We start from the raw sequence: 16,639 nt of genomic DNA, 5'->3' as shown, positions 1-16,639 counted from the left end.
ATGGGAAAAAGTTCTAAACCAATCCAGAATACCCAAAACACGACGCAAACAAATGAACCCCCTGCATGGGCAAAAGGTATTTTTGAACACGCAGCTCAAGATGCCATGACTTTTTATAACCAAGGCAGCGGAAAAGCCGTTTATGACGGGCAGCGTGTTGCGGGTTTAAGTGATCAAACAAAGAATGCGATTAATGGGCTTAGCAATAATACGCATAACTATGATAACAATTATTTAAATGGATTAGCCACAGGGCAAAATTCAACAAGCCAAAACTTAAAGAACATGGCTTCAGGGCAACAAATAGGCAATAACCCTTACTTTGATGAAGCGCTTCAAAACACATTAAATAAGGCAACAAGCTCTATTAATAGTTCATTGGCAGGTGCTGGGCGTTATGGTTCTGGGGCGCATACTGGGGTTTTGGCTAATGAATTAGGCGGCATAGCAACTCAAGCTCTCTCACAGCAATATAACCAAGACGTCAACAATATGATGCAAGCTAATGGAATGATTGACCAAGCAAACCAAAATCAGTTGGCGGGCGCCAATAACTTCTTTCAAGGTCAAGGTCAGGCAAATCTTAATGCGTTGACGGGAGGGAGTGTACTTGATGCCAATCATCAACGGCAATTAGATGAAGAGCGGCAAAAATGGGAGCAGCAGAACAATCTTGATTGGGACCAGTTAAGTAAGTTGCTTACAGCTGGTGGGGCTGTTGCTGGAAATTATGGAACGCGAACAGGACAAATGACGACATTGACTCCACAGCCAAAACCTAATCCGTGGGAGATTGTTGGAAATGTTGGAACTATCCTTGGTACTTTTGCTGGGCTTAGTGATATCAGAGCAAAAGAAAACATCAGAGAAGCTGGGCAGAGAAATGGCTATAAACTCTATGAATACAACTACAAGGGGCACCCAGAGCGCTATCGCGGGGTGATGGCACAGGATGTTTTGAAGTCAAAGCCAGAAGCTGTTTTCTTGCATAAGGCGACAGGTTTTTTGCATGTGGATTATAGCAAGCTTGGCTTTGAGATGGAAAGGGTGCAGTGATGTTTTGGCGAGAAGAATTAAATGCATTAGAGCGTGAAAAAGCTTATAGAAAGCGTAAAGCGTTGGAACTTGCTGCTTTTAGCACAGACCCTTTTGATGCGAGCAATGGGGCTGATACTCCACAAAAATTGAGTCCTACAGAGCTTATTCGTGGTTCTCAAACAGGGACAGAACAAGCTGGGAAAAAAACGCCCGCAGAATTGATTATGTCTACAGATGATTTAAAGCGCCAAATGCCTCCATTACCGGATGCTTCAAAGGATACTGTTAAGATACAAGAGGCGCCAGAGCAACAAAAGCATGACTTCTCAGAGCAGGGAGGTGTTGCATCAATGATTCCTCAATCTCCACTTGTTGGGAACATTGATCAGTATAGTGGGGATGAAGCTGGGCGACAGCAAAAAGATGTGATGGATTATATTGCTCAACTTAATGAGAAATCTATAGCGGCAAACTCTTTGAAAAACGATTCTGGAAATGATGAGGAAAAGCTTTTTGATGCACCTATAGGAGAAGAAAAACATTTGAATGCACACTTACCAGAAGAGGAGCATTTAAAAGCAAATGATATGCCAGAACAGGCAACCGATTATGTAAACGCCGTTGGGAACTTTATTCATAAAGATGCAAATCCAAGCAGCTTATGGGAGCGTTTTAGAAAATCAGAATTTTCCGAGCATCTCATGGATTTTTTTGCGGGGTTAGCATCAGGAAAAACACCGCAAGAAAGCTTTTCAAATGCGGCGCTTGTTATGCGGCAGGGCAATAATGTACGTGCTCAAAATAGACCAATTTTTGAGTTTTTACGCTCTAAAGGATACGATGATAAAGACGCACAAGCAATCATGCAATATCCAGATCTTGCCATGAAAGTTATAGGCAACACGTTAAGCCCTCAAGAAGGCTATAGAACATTGACATCAGAAGAAAAGGCAGAGCAAGGATTGCCTGAGGATATGACTTTCCAAGTCTCAACAAGCACAGGGAAAATTATCCCAGTCCAAGGGGGACAACGTTCCACTGCTTCTGGATTAGGGGGAAATACTGATGGCATGCTGTCAAAGCCTGAATCAGGTTATATGTATGTTAAGGATGAAAATGCACTTGGTGGCATACGTGCGGTGCCAATTGCAGGCAGTGGTTCAGAACATAAATTAATTCAAGAACAGAAGGAGGAGGAGCGTAAAAACCAACAAATGCAAATGCGAATTCTGGAAACAGCAGACAGGTCAAATCGTATACTCTCAGCATCTAAAGAATTGCTAAAAACTATTGAGGAACACCCGCATGTTGTTGGTTTCACGGGTTCTATAGGGTCGTTCCTTCCTAATTCTAAGGCAAAAGATTTTGGGCATATGCTCGATTCATTGAAGGCAAGTATCGGGCTTGATGCCTTGAGAAAAGCAAAAGCATTTTCACCAAATGGCGCATCTGGTTTTGGGAATTTGTCTAATATGGAATTGCAAGCATTGCAAAACTCTGTAGCAGCACTGTATCAAGATCTTTCTGCAGAGCAAATGAAGAAATCTTTAAAAACAGTTATTGACACTTTCAATAAATCCAATGCAGCAACGCGCGCAATTCTTTTTGGTGGTGCAGAAGCAACAAACGAGCTCGTTCGAGCCGCCTATGGGCAAGATGCTTATAAGGGAAATCATGCACAGTCAAATGATCCACTAGAAAAACAGATAGAAGCATTGCCGGAAGGCATGTTGTTCGTTGATAGAGATGGACGCATTAAGGAGAAACAAACCAATGGCTGAAGTAATCCCCCCTCTTATTAATCGTAAAAACACAAGAGTCATTGGGCATATAAGTGACTATACACCAGAACAGCTTCAAGAGCTTTTCGCGAAGAATAAGGAAAGGCTAAGTGGTTCTGTTACAGGAAATAATGGTGCAACAGAGGAAACAGAAGAAGATGGTCCACATCCAAGTGTTGCGGGTGCTTTTGGATGGGGAGCTCTTCACGGGTTAACTATGGGCTATGATGATGAAATAGCCGGAATATCAGAAGCGGGTCCTATTGCTTATTGGATGGGAGATAAAGAGGCAGTCAAAAAGTATAATGAAGTGACAAAGCGATGGCGTGATTATCAAAGAGCGGCGAACCGAGATCATTTTTATGCATCTCTTGCGGGGAATTTAACGGGTGCTGCGGCACCCGTAATTGCTTCTGCCCTCTTTCCACCCGCGGCAGGGGCTACTGCTGCTGCTCGTGCGGCAATTGGGGCTGATGTTGTGCTGGGAGGTAGAGCTGGTGTTGCAGGAGCACAAATAACCAGTAAAGCTTTAGCAGCAGGAGAAAGGGCGGTGCAATCTGCTTTAGCAGAGGGTGCGGAACGGGCAGCAGCAAAAGCTGCAGGTGAAGCAGCAATGAAAGCAGTAGCAAGTAAAGAGGCGGCAAAATTTAGCTTAGGGCGTGCAGCAAAAACTGGAGCCATTTATGGTGGAATAGCAGGCAGTGGTGAAGGGGAAGGGCTTGCAGATACTCTAGTGTCTGCTGGGTTTGGTGCAGGGCTAGGCGTTGCAACACCATTTGTGGCACATTCTGCTTTAAAGGTTACACCTTTTGTTACAAAACCATTCAAAGTAACGGCTTCTGGTGTTAAGAACACATCTGCTGTTGTCAAAAAAACAGCTGAGAAATTGTTTGGTAAAACTGAACCAATAACACAAGGTGTAGAAAAAGAAGCATTTCAGATAAGCGATAGAGCGCTTAGGGATGTAAGCCAAACTTTAGGGGATGAAGGTGTTGATAAACTTGAAAGGGCATTAAAACAGCGAGGTCCTGATTCAATGATTATTGATCTTCATGATGAGCTTGCTACAAGAGCTTTTAAGGCAGCAAAAAAAGATTCTGATACATATTCGCTTATAAGTAATCGTTTGAATGAAAGGCAAGATGCGAGTGCATTGCGGGTAAAGAATGCGTTGACAGATGTGATGGGTCCAAAAGTAGATACGCTTAATTTAAAGCAAGAGATTATCAAACAAGCACAGAAAAAGGCTGAACCATTTTATGAGAGGGCGAAAGCTTCTCCCATTTCTAATGCTGTTCGTGAAGATTTATCGCGGTTGCAAGAAACTCCTGCCTTCCAAAAAGCCTATAAAAAAGCAATTGCGCAAATGCCAAATGAAGCGGATGCAACAGTTATAGGGAGCAATGGATATCCAAAGCTGAATATGCGAATTTTACATAAGATGAAAGAGGTTTTGGATGATCAAATTAATTCTGCGCGCATCAAAGGAAAACAAGGATATGCGCGAGATTTGACTCTGTTCAAACAACGCATTCTGGACGTTTTGGATATGTCCTCTCCAGATTATGCTAAAGCACGGAAAATTTATTATGACGAGCGTACTATTGGTGATGCCCTCGAGCAGGGAGAGCAAGCGCTGAAGAAGAGCGTTAATCTCGACACAATCAACAGTCAACTTTCGGATTTTGGGTTGATGGAAAAAGATGCGTTTCAAAAAGGTATACGGTCGCAAGTAGAACATGCGGCAGGCAATGCACAGAATTTTGACCACAATCTTTTGAGTTTGTTTGACACAAAAAATGGTCAAGAAAAATTACAGCGTATTTTTGGTGAAGATAAAGCTAAGCAACTTATGAAAGTGTTGCGACCAGAAGTGGAAAGAACAAAGCTTTTTGCACGCTTGCCAAACCATATAGGTGAAGTGGAAGAGAGGGGGGAACAACAGACTATGGGTATAGGAAAGATTGCTTTCATCAAGGCAGTTGTAAAAAATTTCGCAAGAGAATTTGGACGCAAATTCTCAAGCGTCCATAAAGATACTGAGAGAGATATTGCAGCGCTTATAACAGCGCGGGAAAAAGGAGATTTTGGGTTAGCAAGAGAAAAAGCTGTTGAATTAATTAAGACGTTTCATGAAGCAGAAAAGAAACGCTTAATAACACGAGAAAATTATACGAAATTCATTAATTTTGTTGGCATTATTTTGAATAGCAGCGTTGATAGAACGGTTATAAACTAATGATCAATTTTCATCCTAATGTGAAGCGTGCTATCTCACAGGCAGCACAAAAATATGGTTTACCAGAAAGCTTTCTTGAACGTGTTGCTATGATAGAAAGTAATGGTAATCCAAATGCAAGAAATAAGAACAGCAGTGCAGGGGGGCTGTATCAATTTTTAGATTCAACAGCAAAACACTATCAACTGAATGACAAGTTTGATCCCTTTCAAGCAACCGATGCTATGGCACGGTTAACGAAGGATAATACGCGTTATTTAGTCACAGCATTAGGCAGAGAGCCATCAGAGGCAGAGCTTTACCTCGCACACCAACAAGGACCAGCAGGAGCAGTAAAGCTTATCAAAAATCCACATATTCCAGCAAGCCAGCTTTTAGGTCGACAGGCAGTCACACTCAACGGTGGCAATATGGAAGCTACAGCAGGGGATTTTATGAATCATATTTATGGGCTTTATAATAAAACGGGAGATGCTTTGAAGAGAACGATACAGCAAAACCAAAGCAATGGACAAGCAGCACCAAACGAGATGGGGCCTTTGCGTGGGTTTGAGAGGCTTCAAAAGACAATTCAAGGTAATCAAGTGGGGCAAGGTGATCAAGGGGACAACCAATTGATGGCATATGACACGCCATTCCCAAACAGAATGATGGCACCTGAAAGCAGAGACAATTTAACAGGACAGGTTATGGAAACTACACCATTACAAGCACAAGGTATTGATGCAGGTGCTCTTAAAAAGGGCTTTTCCGGTTTGCTTCATTTAATGAGAGAGAATGGAGAACGACAAAAACAGCAGGCACAGATGGTACAGCAACAAATGTTACAGCAACCAGTCATGGCGGGTTTCTCACAATCGACTGGGGGACCGACAGATTTAACACCTCTCATTGATCCCTCTAGGCGGCAATCTGTTGGTTCCTATGGGCGGCAAAAAGAAGAGCAATTGCGCGAAGAGCTATTAAGAAGAACGGGGGCTTATCATGTCTGATATTTATGACTGGTCACTCACAGCTGATCAAAATGCCAATTCCGATAGTATCATTAATTGGGCAGAAGGGCAGCCACCTAGTTCTGTTAATGATAGTGCGCGGGTCATGATGCAGCGTATACGTGAATATCTTGCCGATAATGGTGGTTCTCTTGACTCAAAGTTTATTGTGAATGGAAAGGAACAAACAACATCAATCACGTTGACGACGGTGTCGCCGATAGCGAAATATAAAAACGATATCATTATCCGCTTTAAGGCGCGTGGTATAAATATTGGTACGACAACAATAAACATGAATAATATAGGAGCAAAGCCACTCTATAAAGCCACCAGCACGGGGATAGTACCATTGATAGGTGGTGAGTTACAAACGGGCGGTATTTATGAAATAGTCTATAATGATGGCGTATCAACAAAAGGTCTTGATGGCTGGTATCTTTTAAACCCTACCCCCATTCCACTACCAAAGGTCGAAACCTTTCCTTGCGGTTTTATTGCGACCTTTGCTATGCAAGAAGTGCCAAACGGTTGGCTTTTATGTGATGGCGCTACTTATGAACGCAAGGATTATCCGCAATTATTCAAGGCGATAGGGGATAAATGGGGAAAAAACAGCGATACAACCTTTAAAGTTCCAGACTTTAGAGGAATGTTTTTGCGCGGCTTTGATAATGGTCGCGGTTTAGACAGAAGTAGAAAATTTGCTGATATACAGCAAGATTGCCTTAAATCGCACACACATGCTTGTAGTGTTGAATCGGCGGGGCAGCATACACACGAGTTTCAGTATAATGGAGTGGGATGGAGTGCCAATGATATTGGTAGAAGAAACCCCTCTTATCACTATGCCGTTCTTGGAGGAACAACACAACCTGCTGGAGTGCATACGCACAAGATAACACTTTCTTCAACGGGCGAGGCAGAAACACGCCCTGTTAATGTACCGGTTGTTTATGCCATAAAATCGTGAGTTTTTCAAATGATCAATAATCCGTCTGCTATTGATGATATTGCGGACGCGGAGCAAATCCGCGTCCTTTTTTATGCAAGCAATAGAATGGTCCATGCACCATTAAATAAGGTGCTTGATCTTGTCAAAAGCGACATACAGCATGATCTTTTAAGCGCTTTGGCAGAATATAAAGAAGCGACAGATAAACGTCTCGAGACCATGCAACAACTTATTGATGAATTGCAGTCCTCTCTTCACACAACAAGACAACGAACTGATTAAGGAATGAAACGCGATGCCATTACCCTATCACACACATATATTTAAGCTTGAACCAGCAACAAAGAAAGAAGTCAAAGAAGGTGTTTTAAATAGTAAGGCTCTTGCACCAGTTTCAGTGGGGAGTGCAGCAGCTTATGAGGTAGAATATTTTGCAACTGCTGCTCAAGGAAAAAAGGCTGATGATGCTGTTGCAAAGAGAGATATTGGAGCCCTTGCTTACAAAAATAAGGTCACAATTCACGATATTGAAGCAAGTGGTGAAGCGCATGAGAATGCGATTTTATCAGGCGCTGGTTGGGTAAAAATATCGCCTTTAGGGATTGGCGATATGAAGGCTGCTACATATGATCCCGACAATGTGGGGGCAAATGCATTTTCTATGGAAAATATGCACGAGGGTCCTACAAAAAAGATCTTAACCACAGAGGAAAGATCAAAGTTACGATGGTTGAGTGCTACGCAGCCAACAATGGAAAAATGGCGTATGGGGGATGAAGGTGTTTATTATCCCATATCTCCGGTAGATCTCAAAAATACCATTCGTTATTTTGTAGGCTCAAAGTCTTTTGGTATGTCAAAATCAGTCTATGATCCAGATAAAATAGAAAAAGATGCCTTTGATATGGAGAATATGAAGGAAGGGAAAAAGCATCTTATCTTAACTCCTCCAGAACGTGCACAGATTGCAAAAATTGATAAAGTTGAAGATGTTGCACAACAAGGGATTCATGTTGCAAGTGAAGCGAAGAACGTTGCAGATAGTGCATTAAGAACAGCAAATGATGCAAAAGCTTATGCAGTAGATGCAAAAAAAACGGCTGAGACAGCACAAAAAACGGGAGACAGTGCAAAAGCTGAGGCAAATATTGCGCAAACAGCAGCCGATAAAGCGCAAGATACAGCACATAGTGTACAGAAAAAAGTTGATCTCATTCAACCTCTTGCCAAACAAGACTGGATTGATGGCACAAAAACAGTGGATGCACTTATTTCACCAGCCAAACTGATGGCTTCAATCAAAGCAAATAGTAGCAATAGCAGCGGCGGTAGTGGCGGCAACAATGATGGCGGGGTTAGAAAACCTGTTGAAATTCTGATGACAGAAAGCGGAGATATTCTATTGCCTGATGGTATTACTGCTGACACCGATATCGAAGTATGGGCTTGGGGCGGTGGAGGTGGTGGTGTTAAAGATGGCGGCGGAGGCGGCGGTCAATGCGTGCATGTTAAAATGAAAGGTTCTGATTTAGATAAATTAAAAACAGCTTACATTGGTCGTGGTGGTAAAGGCAATGACAGTAACATTTTATGCAATGGTGGTAAAACAATTATCAAAGGGCTTGTTACTGCAGAAGGAGGATATTCCGTCTCCATGATTTTTGTTAACTTTGGAGGGAAAGGTGGCGATGGAGGAGGAAACAGGGACGGCAGCAGTGGTGAAAGCTTTATTTTTTCTGGTGGTAATGGTGGAGGGAGTGGAATAGACGGCAAGAGAGCTGGTACTGGTGGAAGTTCTTTTCTTGGCGGCGGCGGCGGCGGTGGCGGTAAATGTAAGGGTTCTATCATGGGGCAGGGTGGTGAGAGTTACAAAGGTGGTAGAGGTGGTCGTGGCGGCAATGGAGCTGGCGGCGGCGGCGGGGGATATTTCGATGGGAAATCCGGAGGCGACAAAATTGGCGGCGACGGTGGTGACGGAGCAGTACTCATAAAAGTATATTTATAAGGTGAATTGAACAATGGTACGGAAAATAAGTAAAGACTGTTTATACTGTTTAAAAAAGTGGGAAGGTTTGCGCTTGCAGGCTTATCAAGATGCTTCTGGCATATGGACGATTGGTTATGGTCATACGAAAAAAGCCGGTCAACCAACAGTTGTTGAAGGTATGGTGATTACAGAAAAAAAAGCTGAAAACATGCTTTTAGCAGATTTGCGGCAATATGAGAGGGCGGTAGAAAAAGCAGTTTGTGTGAATTTAAGCGACGAGCAGTTCGGCGCTCTTGTTTCCTTTTGTTATAATGTGGGTATTGCAGCTTTCCAAAACTCTACATTGCTTAAAAGGCTTAATCGGGGGGATTATGAAGCGGTACCAACCGAATTGCAGAAATGGACCAAAGCGGGAGGCAAACGTTTACAAGGTCTCGTACACCGGCGTGTAGCTGAGGCAGGGCTATGGGCGAAAGGGGCTTATGTTTCTTCTAATTATCAAACAGTAGAAACGAAACAACCAACAGGGTTTCTCAAAGCAGAAGCATTGGCACCGATTATTGGTTCTTTCTCAGGTCTTGGTGGGTTTTTAGCGGGCAATGGACCAATCCAATGGGCTTTAGCCGCCATTATGGTTTTAGCCGCATGTACTGGCATTTTCTTTGTTGCTAAACGCTTTCAGGAGCACCGCCTATGATCTTATGGATGAAAAGAAACTTGATGGTAACAGGTGCGGCTTTAGCCGCTTTTTTTATAGTTTTAGCCAAAGCTTTCACTCTTGGAAAAAAGGCTGAACAGCAAAAGCAAACAGAAAAAACCTTAAAAGCAGCAACAACCCGTCTTGAGGTAGAAAATGAAATTAACAAAAAAAGTGATACTGATGTGCGTGCTGCTCTCTCTCGTTGGTTGCACGACAAATAAATATATCTCTTCTTGTGTTGGTTGGTTACCTATTTATTTAAGCCAGCAAGATGTCGACACCATCAGTTCGAGCTTAGCAAGAGAGATCTTAAAACATAATAAGCAAGGAGAACGCTTGTGTGGGTGGCAACATGGTAAGAAAAAAAGCTGAAAAACATACAGAGCTTACAGAATCGGAAAAAGAAATGCTTCAAGAAATGATCATCACTTATCAAAGCGTGAAAATGATGTCTCGCTTGATGAAGTGGATAGCATTTTTTCTTTTTTTGCTTATCCTTGATTTTGCACGCCTCATGGATGCGTTAGATAATGTCATTGCACATTTAAAGCAGTGGTTTTCAAAGAATTAGTCTCACTAAATTTATCCTTAAAATATGAAAAAATGATTAGGCTTGCAAAAGCTTGAGGGAATGAACTTCGCTTATGAAAGAGGAAAGTTTTACACAAACGCTGTTTGCGTGGATGGGTGGTAAACACTATCTGCGTAAGAAAATTATACCGATTTTAAATAATATTGACCATGAAACCTATGTTGAACCATTTTTAGGCTCTGGTGTTATTTTTCTAAATAAAAGACCAGCAAAATATTCTGTGATTAATGATTTGAATGGAGAGATCACGAATCTGTTTCAATGCGTTCAAAACTATTTTGATGATTTAGCCAAACGATTGGAGTGGTTTGTTTGTTCAAGACAGTTGTTTTTTGATCTTGCTGCGATTGACCCAGAAGAGCTCTCCAAAGTTGAAAGAGCCGCACGGTTTTTATTTCTCCAGCGTTGTGTGATGTATGGGAAAAAAGAGTATGTCTCTTTTAGCTTTGGAAGAAAAAGACTGGCAGAGTTTAATCCCGAAAAGCTTTTAGCGAGGATGAAACGTGTTAGACAGAAGCTTCTTGATACGACGATTTTAAATTTGTCGTGGGAGCGGGTTATCGAGCTATTTGATGCACCCGACAGTTTATTTTACCTAGACCCTCCTTATCTTGTAAAGAAGAAGTGCTATAGCTCTGGGAATTTTGTTGAAGATGATTTTGTAAGTATGGCAAAAGTTCTCAAAAGTATTCAAGGCAAATTTGTCTTGAGTCTGAATGATTGTGATGCGGTTCGAGAGATCTTTAGGGATTTTGACTTTTTAGAAGTTGAGACCCTTTGGACCTCTGGTTTTGCTAAAAAACCACCACAAAAAGAACTCTTGATTCGTAATAATTGAAGAAAATCATAAAAAGATTTGTTAGAATCAGAAGAAATATTTCTTCTCTAATAGGACTTTCTAGATGCTTACATCCTTTGGCAAAATTTTACGTAAACTTCGCATTGATCATTCAGAACGCCTTTTAGATATGGCTAAAAAATTAGATATATCTGTAGCATTTTTATCATCTGTAGAAATTGGCAAAAAATCTGTTCCTGTAGGATTGGAGGAAAAGATAATTGAACTCTATGCTTTAGATCAAGAGGTAGCAGAAATTTTGAGAAGAGAGTCGGATTCTTGTCGCAAAAGTTTTATTATAAAGCCTTCTGATACTTTCAGATGTGAAACTGTTGGTATGTTTTCTAGACTGATAAACATTATTTCACAAGAAGATTTAGAACTATTAAAAAAATTATTAGAGAAAGCTGGCAAAAAGAATGCATTTTGTAAAGGAAAGTGTAAAAATTCTATTCCCGAACCTTTATTTATTTATCCCGAACCTTTAAAAAAGTCATATAAAATCAAAAAGTTATAGCACCATAAAAGTGCTGTGGCGGAGGGGGTGGGATTCGAACCCACGGTACAGTCTCCTGCACGCCGGTTTTCAAGACCGGTGCCTTAAACCGCTCGGCCACCCCTCCAAACTAGATATGCTTTTTGACAAACTTCTTGTAAAAGGTCAATCATTTTAATACGCTTTCTATAGTGTTTTTTTAAGTTTCAATAAAAATAATTCCTCATAAGCCAATTCTTTGAGAGTGTTACCTAATCGTTTTATTTTTAAATGTGGTAATCCTTTCTGAAAAAAATGAAAGGAAGATATGAGATTTATCATTTTATTTTGCTGTCTAAAAGTTTTTCATAAAGCAATATTTTTTTAGTTTTAACAATCAATGTAGTTCGACACTAGGTTTTATACTAAGTGGGAAGAGGTGGGATTAGGTAGGAATACGTGATAATTTGTTGTTTTTATGTATAAAATTTAGCATTAAAAGCGCGTTTTGTCAAAATAGATTTTGACACCTAAAATTGTAAAAAAGAGTGAAAAATAGTGTAAATCAGAAAGAAGAATTTAAACAAGAAGTTGCTAAATTGGCCGGTGTTCACAATATGAATGTTGTCTTTGATGATCCTAATTTAAATGCTTTAAAGAATGAAGTGAAGCAACACAACAGAGATAACATTGATAATTCACTACAAGAGTGGATAGAAGAGCGAAATAAATATACTGAAAACTTCCCTTATGTTGCATGGAACGGTGAAGAATCCGTATTTAATTATGTAGGGCGTAGAAAAATTAGAGAAAAGAATTATCTTCTTTTTGAAAAAAATCAGAAAATTTTTGTCAAGGAAACTACAAAGAGAGGTTTTATTCAAGCTGGGTATTGGAAAAAAGGCATAAAAGTCAAGATTACAAAAAACACTGTTAAAAATATTTCAGATAAAGAAATAGAGACTTAAAGTATGTTTTTTAGTTAAAAAATATATTTTTTTTGATTTTGGATAATTATTTTATGGATAAGTCGGAATTGTTTTCTTCACATTCAACGAAAAATGTTTCATAAGAAAGTTAATTTATCTTTAGAGAGCTGTTTAACTTTATAATTAAGGGGGGGGACTGTGAAAACAAGCAAAGATTCTATAAAAGACAAACCCTCTAATCCCTATATTATAGCGCGTAAAGAATGGATGGAAAGGTATGGGGATTATATTAAGTCCGCTAATAATTGGCGTCTAGCAACTTTTGGAATGATTATTATTACTGCAATGTCAGTAGGGGCATTCATTTGGAAAGCAAATGAAGAAACTATAGTTCCTTATATAGTGCAAACCAATTCGGTGGGTGAGGTAACGCATTTATCAAAGGCAAATGTTGCTTCTAAACCAAATGCAACCCACATTCGGGCGGCATTACGTAATTGGCTGATTGGGGCACGTACTGTTTATGTTGATATGAGAGCAGAAGAAGATCTCATAAACCAGACATACTCAATGACCTTACCTCAATCACCAGCATATGCTATGCTTGTTGAATATCATAAACAAAATGATCCTTATTCACGTGCTTCAATGGAGACAGTAGAAATTCAAGTTAATGCAATTGTTCCTGTTTCTAATGATACTTGGCAAATTGAATGGACTGAAAAGAAAAGAGCACGATCAGGAGCTATTATTGATAGTAAACTTTGGCAAGCTACCGCTACAATTATTTTAGCAATACCAAAAACTGAAAAGCAAATGATGCTAAACCCTATTGGGTTATATGTTAAACAATTTGCATGGACGCCAAGACTTTAAAAACAATCATAGTAAAGCGTAAAGCGGGAATTTTATGTTTAAGAAATTTATTTTTATAAGTACAGTGTTTTTTGTAACATCAAAAGCTCTGGCAACAGATGTATCACACAATATTAATTTTGTTTCTCCTCAAAGAATACATCTTACTGATAAGGAAGCATGGGGAATTAGATTAGCAAATCAATGGAAGAATAATCCCAAAAGACCTATATATTCTGGCGACGGCAGTGTTAGATATCTTTATGGAGCTACTTTGCCTACATTGGTGTGTACACCATTAGAGGTTTGCACGATTCAGTTACAATCGGGAGAGACTATAAATTCTCTCCATGCTGGTGATACTGTAAGATGGAAAATTAGTCCCACGGTAAGTGGTGTAGGAGCCGCAGAAACAACTTATGTTGTTGTAAAGCCTGTAGATGCTGGTTTAACAACAAATCTCTTTATTACGACGGATCGCCGTACTTATATGATCAAACTTGCTAGTACGCAAAGTTCTTCAATTCCTGTTCTTTCTTTTATTTATCCTGATGATACAGATCAAGATTGGTCTGCGTATAAAGCAGCTACAGATAAAAGCCGTACTACATTACCAACGGGTCAAAACTTAGCTGCTCTCGATTTTAACTTTCGTATCACGATTAGTGATCGAAGAATTAAATGGTATCCGAGACGTGTTTATACAGATGGGTTTAAAACTTACATTGAATTACCTAGTGATGGAATTAGAGGAATGGCGCCTGCTTTAATTGCTGTTGGTGATGATGGTGGTTTCTTAAAAAAGTCTAGTGAAAGATTAATAAACTATCGCATTATTGGAAATAGATATGTTGTTGATGCCGTTATTAGCAAAGTAGCTATGATTTCTGGTGTAGGAAGTTCTCAGCAGAGAGTAACAATTATTAGGGGGCGTTAAAATGTTAAAATATTTATTGCTGTTACCTCTTGCTTTGACAGTTGGTTGCACATCTATAAGTCGTCATTCATCTTTGTTGGTCAATTATGTTGATCAAAATGTTACGGAGAATGACGCAAATTTAATTACTAGTGATTTTGTTCGCTATCTTAGAGATCCTTTACCACCTGCAACTACAACATTTATTGTAAAAACAAATGATACAGAAGATAAGTTTACATCTTTATTGGTCAATCTTCTACAAAGGAATGGCTATGGTGTAATTTATACAGATCAACCAGAAAAACATAAAAACATGGGTATAAATTTAACCTACAAAGTTATGCCCTTGGATCAAGGTATAGTATTGGTGGCACAATATGGTTTAACTGAAATAACGCGTCATTATGTTCGTTTAAAAACTGGAAATATTGTACCAGCCGCTCCTTTTATTGCTCGTGTAGATGATGGGGGTAAAGGGTGAAAAACAATCAAAAAAGTAGTCTTTCTGAATCTCCTGATTTTTTTTCTATAAAACCCAAAGGACGAGGTGTACGGCGGTTAAACAATATACCTTTTATAGGTGCTATAGGTATCATTTTTTTTGCTCTGCTTGGTATTACATATACTTTTATGTTGCGACAGCAATCTAATAATGTTGTCTTAGAAGACAAAAAAAAATTATTTGTGGATGAAACACCGTTGCCAATTCGTCCAGAGGGTGATGATTATGTTCAAGCAAAATTACCAGAGATCTTACCAGAACAGTCAACCAAACCAATTGAAACTAAGCAGTTGCTAACAAAAGATCCAGAACAAAAGCCGCGCGATGAAACTGTAGATGAAGAAGATGAAACGCAAAAGAGATTATTAACACGTATTGTAGAGAGGCGTTTTGCTAAAATGGAGGCTGCTTTAGATTCTGATCCTATGGTTTCTTTTACAATCAATTCAAAGATGCAAAATCAGTCTCAAGTTCAAGATACAGATCCGCAAAAAGCAACTCTTGAAAATTTATTTGGTCGATCTGGATTATCCGCTAATTCATCGTTGTACAATGGTGATGGAGGACATGACCTTAATATGCAATCACAAAAAATTGCTTTTTTATCTCAATCTCCAGAAGCAGCTGTTTATTTAAAAAATACGCGTCAAGAAGCTATCAAGGCAAGTCTTGAGATTAAGGCTGGAACCATTATTCCTAGTGTTATGATAAGTGGTATTAATAGTGATCTGCCTGGACAAATTATAGCTCAAGTAAGAGAAAGTGTCTACGATTCCGCTACTGGTCAAAATGTTTTAATTCCTATGGGGTCGAGACTGATAGGAACATATGATAGTCGTGTATCTACTGGTCAAAAAAGAGCGCTTATTGCTTGGTCGAGAGTTATTTATCCTGATGGTTCTTCTTTATCTCTTGGGAATATGCCGGGGACAGATCAGTCTGGTTATGCTGGATTTAAGGATAAGGTTCATAATCATTATTTAAAAATTTTTGGTAATGCTTTTTTACTTTCTGTCATTTCGGGAGCTTCACAATTGTCTCAGAAAACACATAAGACAGGTAATGATGATAGTAAAACAGAGACAGCAAAAGAAACGTTAGCGGCAGAGCTTGGTAGACAATGGGGCGAAGTCGGTATTGAAATGACACGTAAAAATTTAGGTATTCAGCCAACAATAATTATTCATCCTGGTTATAATTTCAATGTCATGGTAACAAAAGATATTATTTTACCTGCTTGGCAAGGTCATCCAATGGCGGCACGTCCTTATTAATTTTAAAAAGACTGCTTTAATTTTTAGTAGAGATTTTTTGGAAATTCTCATGCTACTTATTTTAGATTGAAAAAACAATTTTGTGTAAAGAAACCATAAGCATTTTAATTGATCATATTCAAATATTAAATTAAATATGGATAAGCATTACAAAAAGGAGTTTTCTATACAAAAGAAATTACCCAAAAGTTATATGACTGATGATGAACGTGAGGAATTACGAGTAGGCGGTTTAGATCAAGAATGTATCTACATTGCTGAATCAGAAGCCGCAGATCATGCTGGTGATGATAAAGCAGCATGGGAATGGTTAGCAATGGCTGATTTACCAGCTCACACACTTTTGTTTCTTAGATCTCAAAATGGAGCGCAATTTATACGTGATATGGGATTTTCCACCAAGAATGCGGATAAAGAATATGGTCCAGATTGGTTAGACAAAGGTGTTATGATAGGGGGGCAATATTTCTAAAGAATTAGAACGGATTTTGTCTCGTGAAGAAGGCTATGTGAAAAAAATCAATGATACATTAGCTTCTAAGAGATTATGTGATGTACGAAAT

At 39.4% G+C, this 16,639-nt stretch carries 18 protein-coding genes, 1 tRNA gene and 1 pseudogene; 19 read left to right on the top strand and 1 reads right to left on the bottom strand.

What is annotated here, in order from left to right; translation table 11 throughout:
- The 13 genes and pseudogenes from ACFIM1_RS07145 to ACFIM1_RS07085 form a co-directional block, all read left to right on the top strand.
- Complete coding sequence (locus ACFIM1_RS07145) at positions 1 to 1,056, top strand: tail fiber domain-containing protein (protein ID WP_375692855.1); 1,056 nt, start codon at positions 1 to 3, stop codon at positions 1,054 to 1,056.
- On the top strand, positions 1,056 to 2,819 hold the full coding sequence (locus ACFIM1_RS07140; protein ID WP_375615399.1) for a hypothetical protein: 1,764 nt from the start codon (positions 1,056 to 1,058) through the stop codon (positions 2,817 to 2,819). The genes ACFIM1_RS07145 and ACFIM1_RS07140 overlap by 1 nt, the downstream gene beginning before the upstream one ends.
- Positions 2,812 to 5,058 (top strand): hypothetical protein, encoded by a 2,247-nt coding sequence (locus tag ACFIM1_RS07135; RefSeq protein WP_375607320.1) that lies wholly within the window; start codon positions 2,812 to 2,814, stop codon positions 5,056 to 5,058. Before ACFIM1_RS07140 ends, ACFIM1_RS07135 begins: the two co-directional genes overlap by 8 nt.
- Positions 5,058 to 6,050: a transglycosylase SLT domain-containing protein gene (locus tag ACFIM1_RS07130; RefSeq protein ID WP_375694542.1), complete on the top strand. Its 993-nt coding sequence runs from the start codon at positions 5,058 to 5,060 to the stop codon at positions 6,048 to 6,050. The genes ACFIM1_RS07135 and ACFIM1_RS07130 overlap by 1 nt, the downstream gene beginning before the upstream one ends.
- Entirely contained in the window at positions 6,043 to 7,023 is a 981-nt protein-coding gene (locus ACFIM1_RS07125; protein ID WP_375607322.1) for a tail fiber protein, read from the top strand. The genes ACFIM1_RS07130 and ACFIM1_RS07125 overlap by 8 nt, the downstream gene beginning before the upstream one ends.
- 9 nt (positions 7,024 to 7,032) lie before the next feature.
- Complete coding sequence (locus ACFIM1_RS07120; protein ID WP_375607323.1) at positions 7,033 to 7,287, top strand: hypothetical protein; 255 nt, start codon at positions 7,033 to 7,035, stop codon at positions 7,285 to 7,287.
- A gap of 13 nt (positions 7,288 to 7,300) precedes the next feature.
- Complete coding sequence (locus ACFIM1_RS07115) at positions 7,301 to 9,010, top strand: alanine-zipper protein (protein WP_375607324.1); 1,710 nt, start codon at positions 7,301 to 7,303, stop codon at positions 9,008 to 9,010.
- Between the two features lie 13 nt (positions 9,011 to 9,023).
- Positions 9,024 to 9,689 (top strand): lysozyme, encoded by a 666-nt coding sequence (locus ACFIM1_RS07110; RefSeq protein ID WP_375607325.1) that lies wholly within the window; start codon positions 9,024 to 9,026, stop codon positions 9,687 to 9,689.
- The gene (locus tag ACFIM1_RS07105; protein WP_375607326.1) at positions 9,686 to 9,913 is read left to right on the top strand and encodes a hypothetical protein; all 228 of its coding nucleotides are present in this window, start codon (positions 9,686 to 9,688) and stop codon (positions 9,911 to 9,913) included. Before ACFIM1_RS07110 ends, ACFIM1_RS07105 begins: the two co-directional genes overlap by 4 nt.
- Entirely contained in the window at positions 9,846 to 10,064 is a 219-nt protein-coding gene (locus tag ACFIM1_RS07100; protein ID WP_375607327.1) for a hypothetical protein, read from the top strand. The genes ACFIM1_RS07105 and ACFIM1_RS07100 overlap by 68 nt, the downstream gene beginning before the upstream one ends.
- Positions 10,045 to 10,263 carry a hypothetical protein gene (locus tag ACFIM1_RS07095; protein WP_375607328.1) on the top strand — a complete coding sequence of 73 codons (219 nt, stop codon included), beginning with the start codon at positions 10,045 to 10,047 and terminating at the stop codon, positions 10,261 to 10,263. The genes ACFIM1_RS07100 and ACFIM1_RS07095 overlap by 20 nt, the downstream gene beginning before the upstream one ends.
- A 73-nt stretch (positions 10,264 to 10,336) precedes the next feature.
- On the top strand, positions 10,337 to 11,122 hold the full coding sequence (locus tag ACFIM1_RS07090; protein ID WP_375694540.1) for a DNA adenine methylase: 786 nt from the start codon (positions 10,337 to 10,339) through the stop codon (positions 11,120 to 11,122).
- 64 nt (positions 11,123 to 11,186) lie between these two features.
- Positions 11,187 to 11,540, top strand: a pseudogene (locus ACFIM1_RS07085) (helix-turn-helix domain-containing protein); the annotation flags it as partial.
- Positions 11,541 to 11,655: 115 nt separating this feature from the next.
- Here the strand turns inward: ACFIM1_RS07085 and ACFIM1_RS07080 are convergent.
- Positions 11,656 to 11,745 (bottom strand) — tRNA-Ser (locus ACFIM1_RS07080).
- 400 nt (positions 11,746 to 12,145) lie between these two features.
- On the opposite strand from ACFIM1_RS07080, the gene ACFIM1_RS07075 reads away from it, so the two are divergent.
- The 6 genes from ACFIM1_RS07075 to ACFIM1_RS07050 all read left to right on the top strand — a co-directional run bounded on the left by ACFIM1_RS07075 (position 12,146) and on the right by ACFIM1_RS07050 (position 16,548).
- Positions 12,146 to 12,565 carry a hypothetical protein gene (locus ACFIM1_RS07075; RefSeq protein WP_375609660.1) on the top strand — a complete coding sequence of 140 codons (420 nt, stop codon included), beginning with the start codon at positions 12,146 to 12,148 and terminating at the stop codon, positions 12,563 to 12,565.
- Positions 12,566 to 12,724: 159 nt separating this feature from the next.
- Positions 12,725 to 13,402, top strand: a complete 678-nt coding sequence (locus tag ACFIM1_RS07070) for a VirB8/TrbF family protein (protein WP_208438657.1) — start codon at positions 12,725 to 12,727, stop codon at positions 13,400 to 13,402.
- 34 nt (positions 13,403 to 13,436) lie between these two features.
- Entirely contained in the window at positions 13,437 to 14,318 is an 882-nt protein-coding gene (gene trbG, locus ACFIM1_RS07065; protein ID WP_375609661.1) for a P-type conjugative transfer protein TrbG, read from the top strand.
- A 1-nt stretch (position 14,319) separates the two neighbouring features.
- Positions 14,320 to 14,781 (top strand): hypothetical protein, encoded by a 462-nt coding sequence (locus tag ACFIM1_RS07060; RefSeq protein ID WP_208438659.1) that lies wholly within the window; start codon positions 14,320 to 14,322, stop codon positions 14,779 to 14,781.
- Positions 14,778 to 16,076, top strand: a complete 1,299-nt coding sequence (locus ACFIM1_RS07055) for a TrbI/VirB10 family protein (RefSeq protein ID WP_375609662.1) — start codon at positions 14,778 to 14,780, stop codon at positions 16,074 to 16,076. The genes ACFIM1_RS07060 and ACFIM1_RS07055 overlap by 4 nt, the downstream gene beginning before the upstream one ends.
- A gap of 166 nt (positions 16,077 to 16,242) precedes the next feature.
- The gene (locus ACFIM1_RS07050; protein WP_273788577.1) at positions 16,243 to 16,548 is read left to right on the top strand and encodes a hypothetical protein; all 306 of its coding nucleotides are present in this window, start codon (positions 16,243 to 16,245) and stop codon (positions 16,546 to 16,548) included.
- The last annotated feature ends 91 nt before the right edge of the window (positions 16,549 to 16,639 follow it).

This window comes from Bartonella sp. AC158YNML, from assembly GCF_042196725.1.
GTDB lineage: Bacteria > Pseudomonadota > Alphaproteobacteria > Rhizobiales > Rhizobiaceae > Bartonella.
This window is presented reverse-complemented; position numbering and strand designations above follow the sequence as displayed.

Excerpts from the sequence above, each read along its gene's own strand:
- ACFIM1_RS07060 (WP_208438659.1), top strand. The coding sequence starts at position 14,320 with ATGTTAAAATATTTATTGCTGTTACCTCTTGCTTTGACAGTTGGTTGC.
- ACFIM1_RS07120 (WP_375607323.1), top strand. The coding sequence starts at position 7,033 with ATGATCAATAATCCGTCTGCTATTGATGATATTGCGGACGCGGAGCAA.
- ACFIM1_RS07110 (WP_375607325.1), top strand. The coding sequence starts at position 9,024 with ATGGTACGGAAAATAAGTAAAGACTGTTTATACTGTTTAAAAAAGTGG.
- ACFIM1_RS07145 (WP_375692855.1), top strand. The coding sequence starts at position 1 with ATGGGAAAAAGTTCTAAACCAATCCAGAATACCCAAAACACGACGCAA.
- ACFIM1_RS07115 (WP_375607324.1), top strand. The coding sequence starts at position 7,301 with ATGCCATTACCCTATCACACACATATATTTAAGCTTGAACCAGCAACA.
- ACFIM1_RS07135 (WP_375607320.1), top strand. The coding sequence starts at position 2,812 with ATGGCTGAAGTAATCCCCCCTCTTATTAATCGTAAAAACACAAGAGTC.
- ACFIM1_RS07140 (WP_375615399.1), top strand. The coding sequence starts at position 1,056 with ATGTTTTGGCGAGAAGAATTAAATGCATTAGAGCGTGAAAAAGCTTAT.
- ACFIM1_RS07095 (WP_375607328.1), top strand. The coding sequence starts at position 10,045 with ATGGTAAGAAAAAAAGCTGAAAAACATACAGAGCTTACAGAATCGGAA.
- ACFIM1_RS07100 (WP_375607327.1), top strand. The coding sequence starts at position 9,846 with ATGAAATTAACAAAAAAAGTGATACTGATGTGCGTGCTGCTCTCTCTC.
- ACFIM1_RS07105 (WP_375607326.1), top strand. The coding sequence starts at position 9,686 with ATGATCTTATGGATGAAAAGAAACTTGATGGTAACAGGTGCGGCTTTA.
- ACFIM1_RS07130 (WP_375694542.1), top strand. The coding sequence starts at position 5,058 with ATGATCAATTTTCATCCTAATGTGAAGCGTGCTATCTCACAGGCAGCA.
- trbG (WP_375609661.1), top strand. The coding sequence starts at position 13,437 with ATGTTTAAGAAATTTATTTTTATAAGTACAGTGTTTTTTGTAACATCA.
- ACFIM1_RS07090 (WP_375694540.1), top strand. The coding sequence starts at position 10,337 with ATGAAAGAGGAAAGTTTTACACAAACGCTGTTTGCGTGGATGGGTGGT.
- ACFIM1_RS07125 (WP_375607322.1), top strand. The coding sequence starts at position 6,043 with ATGTCTGATATTTATGACTGGTCACTCACAGCTGATCAAAATGCCAAT.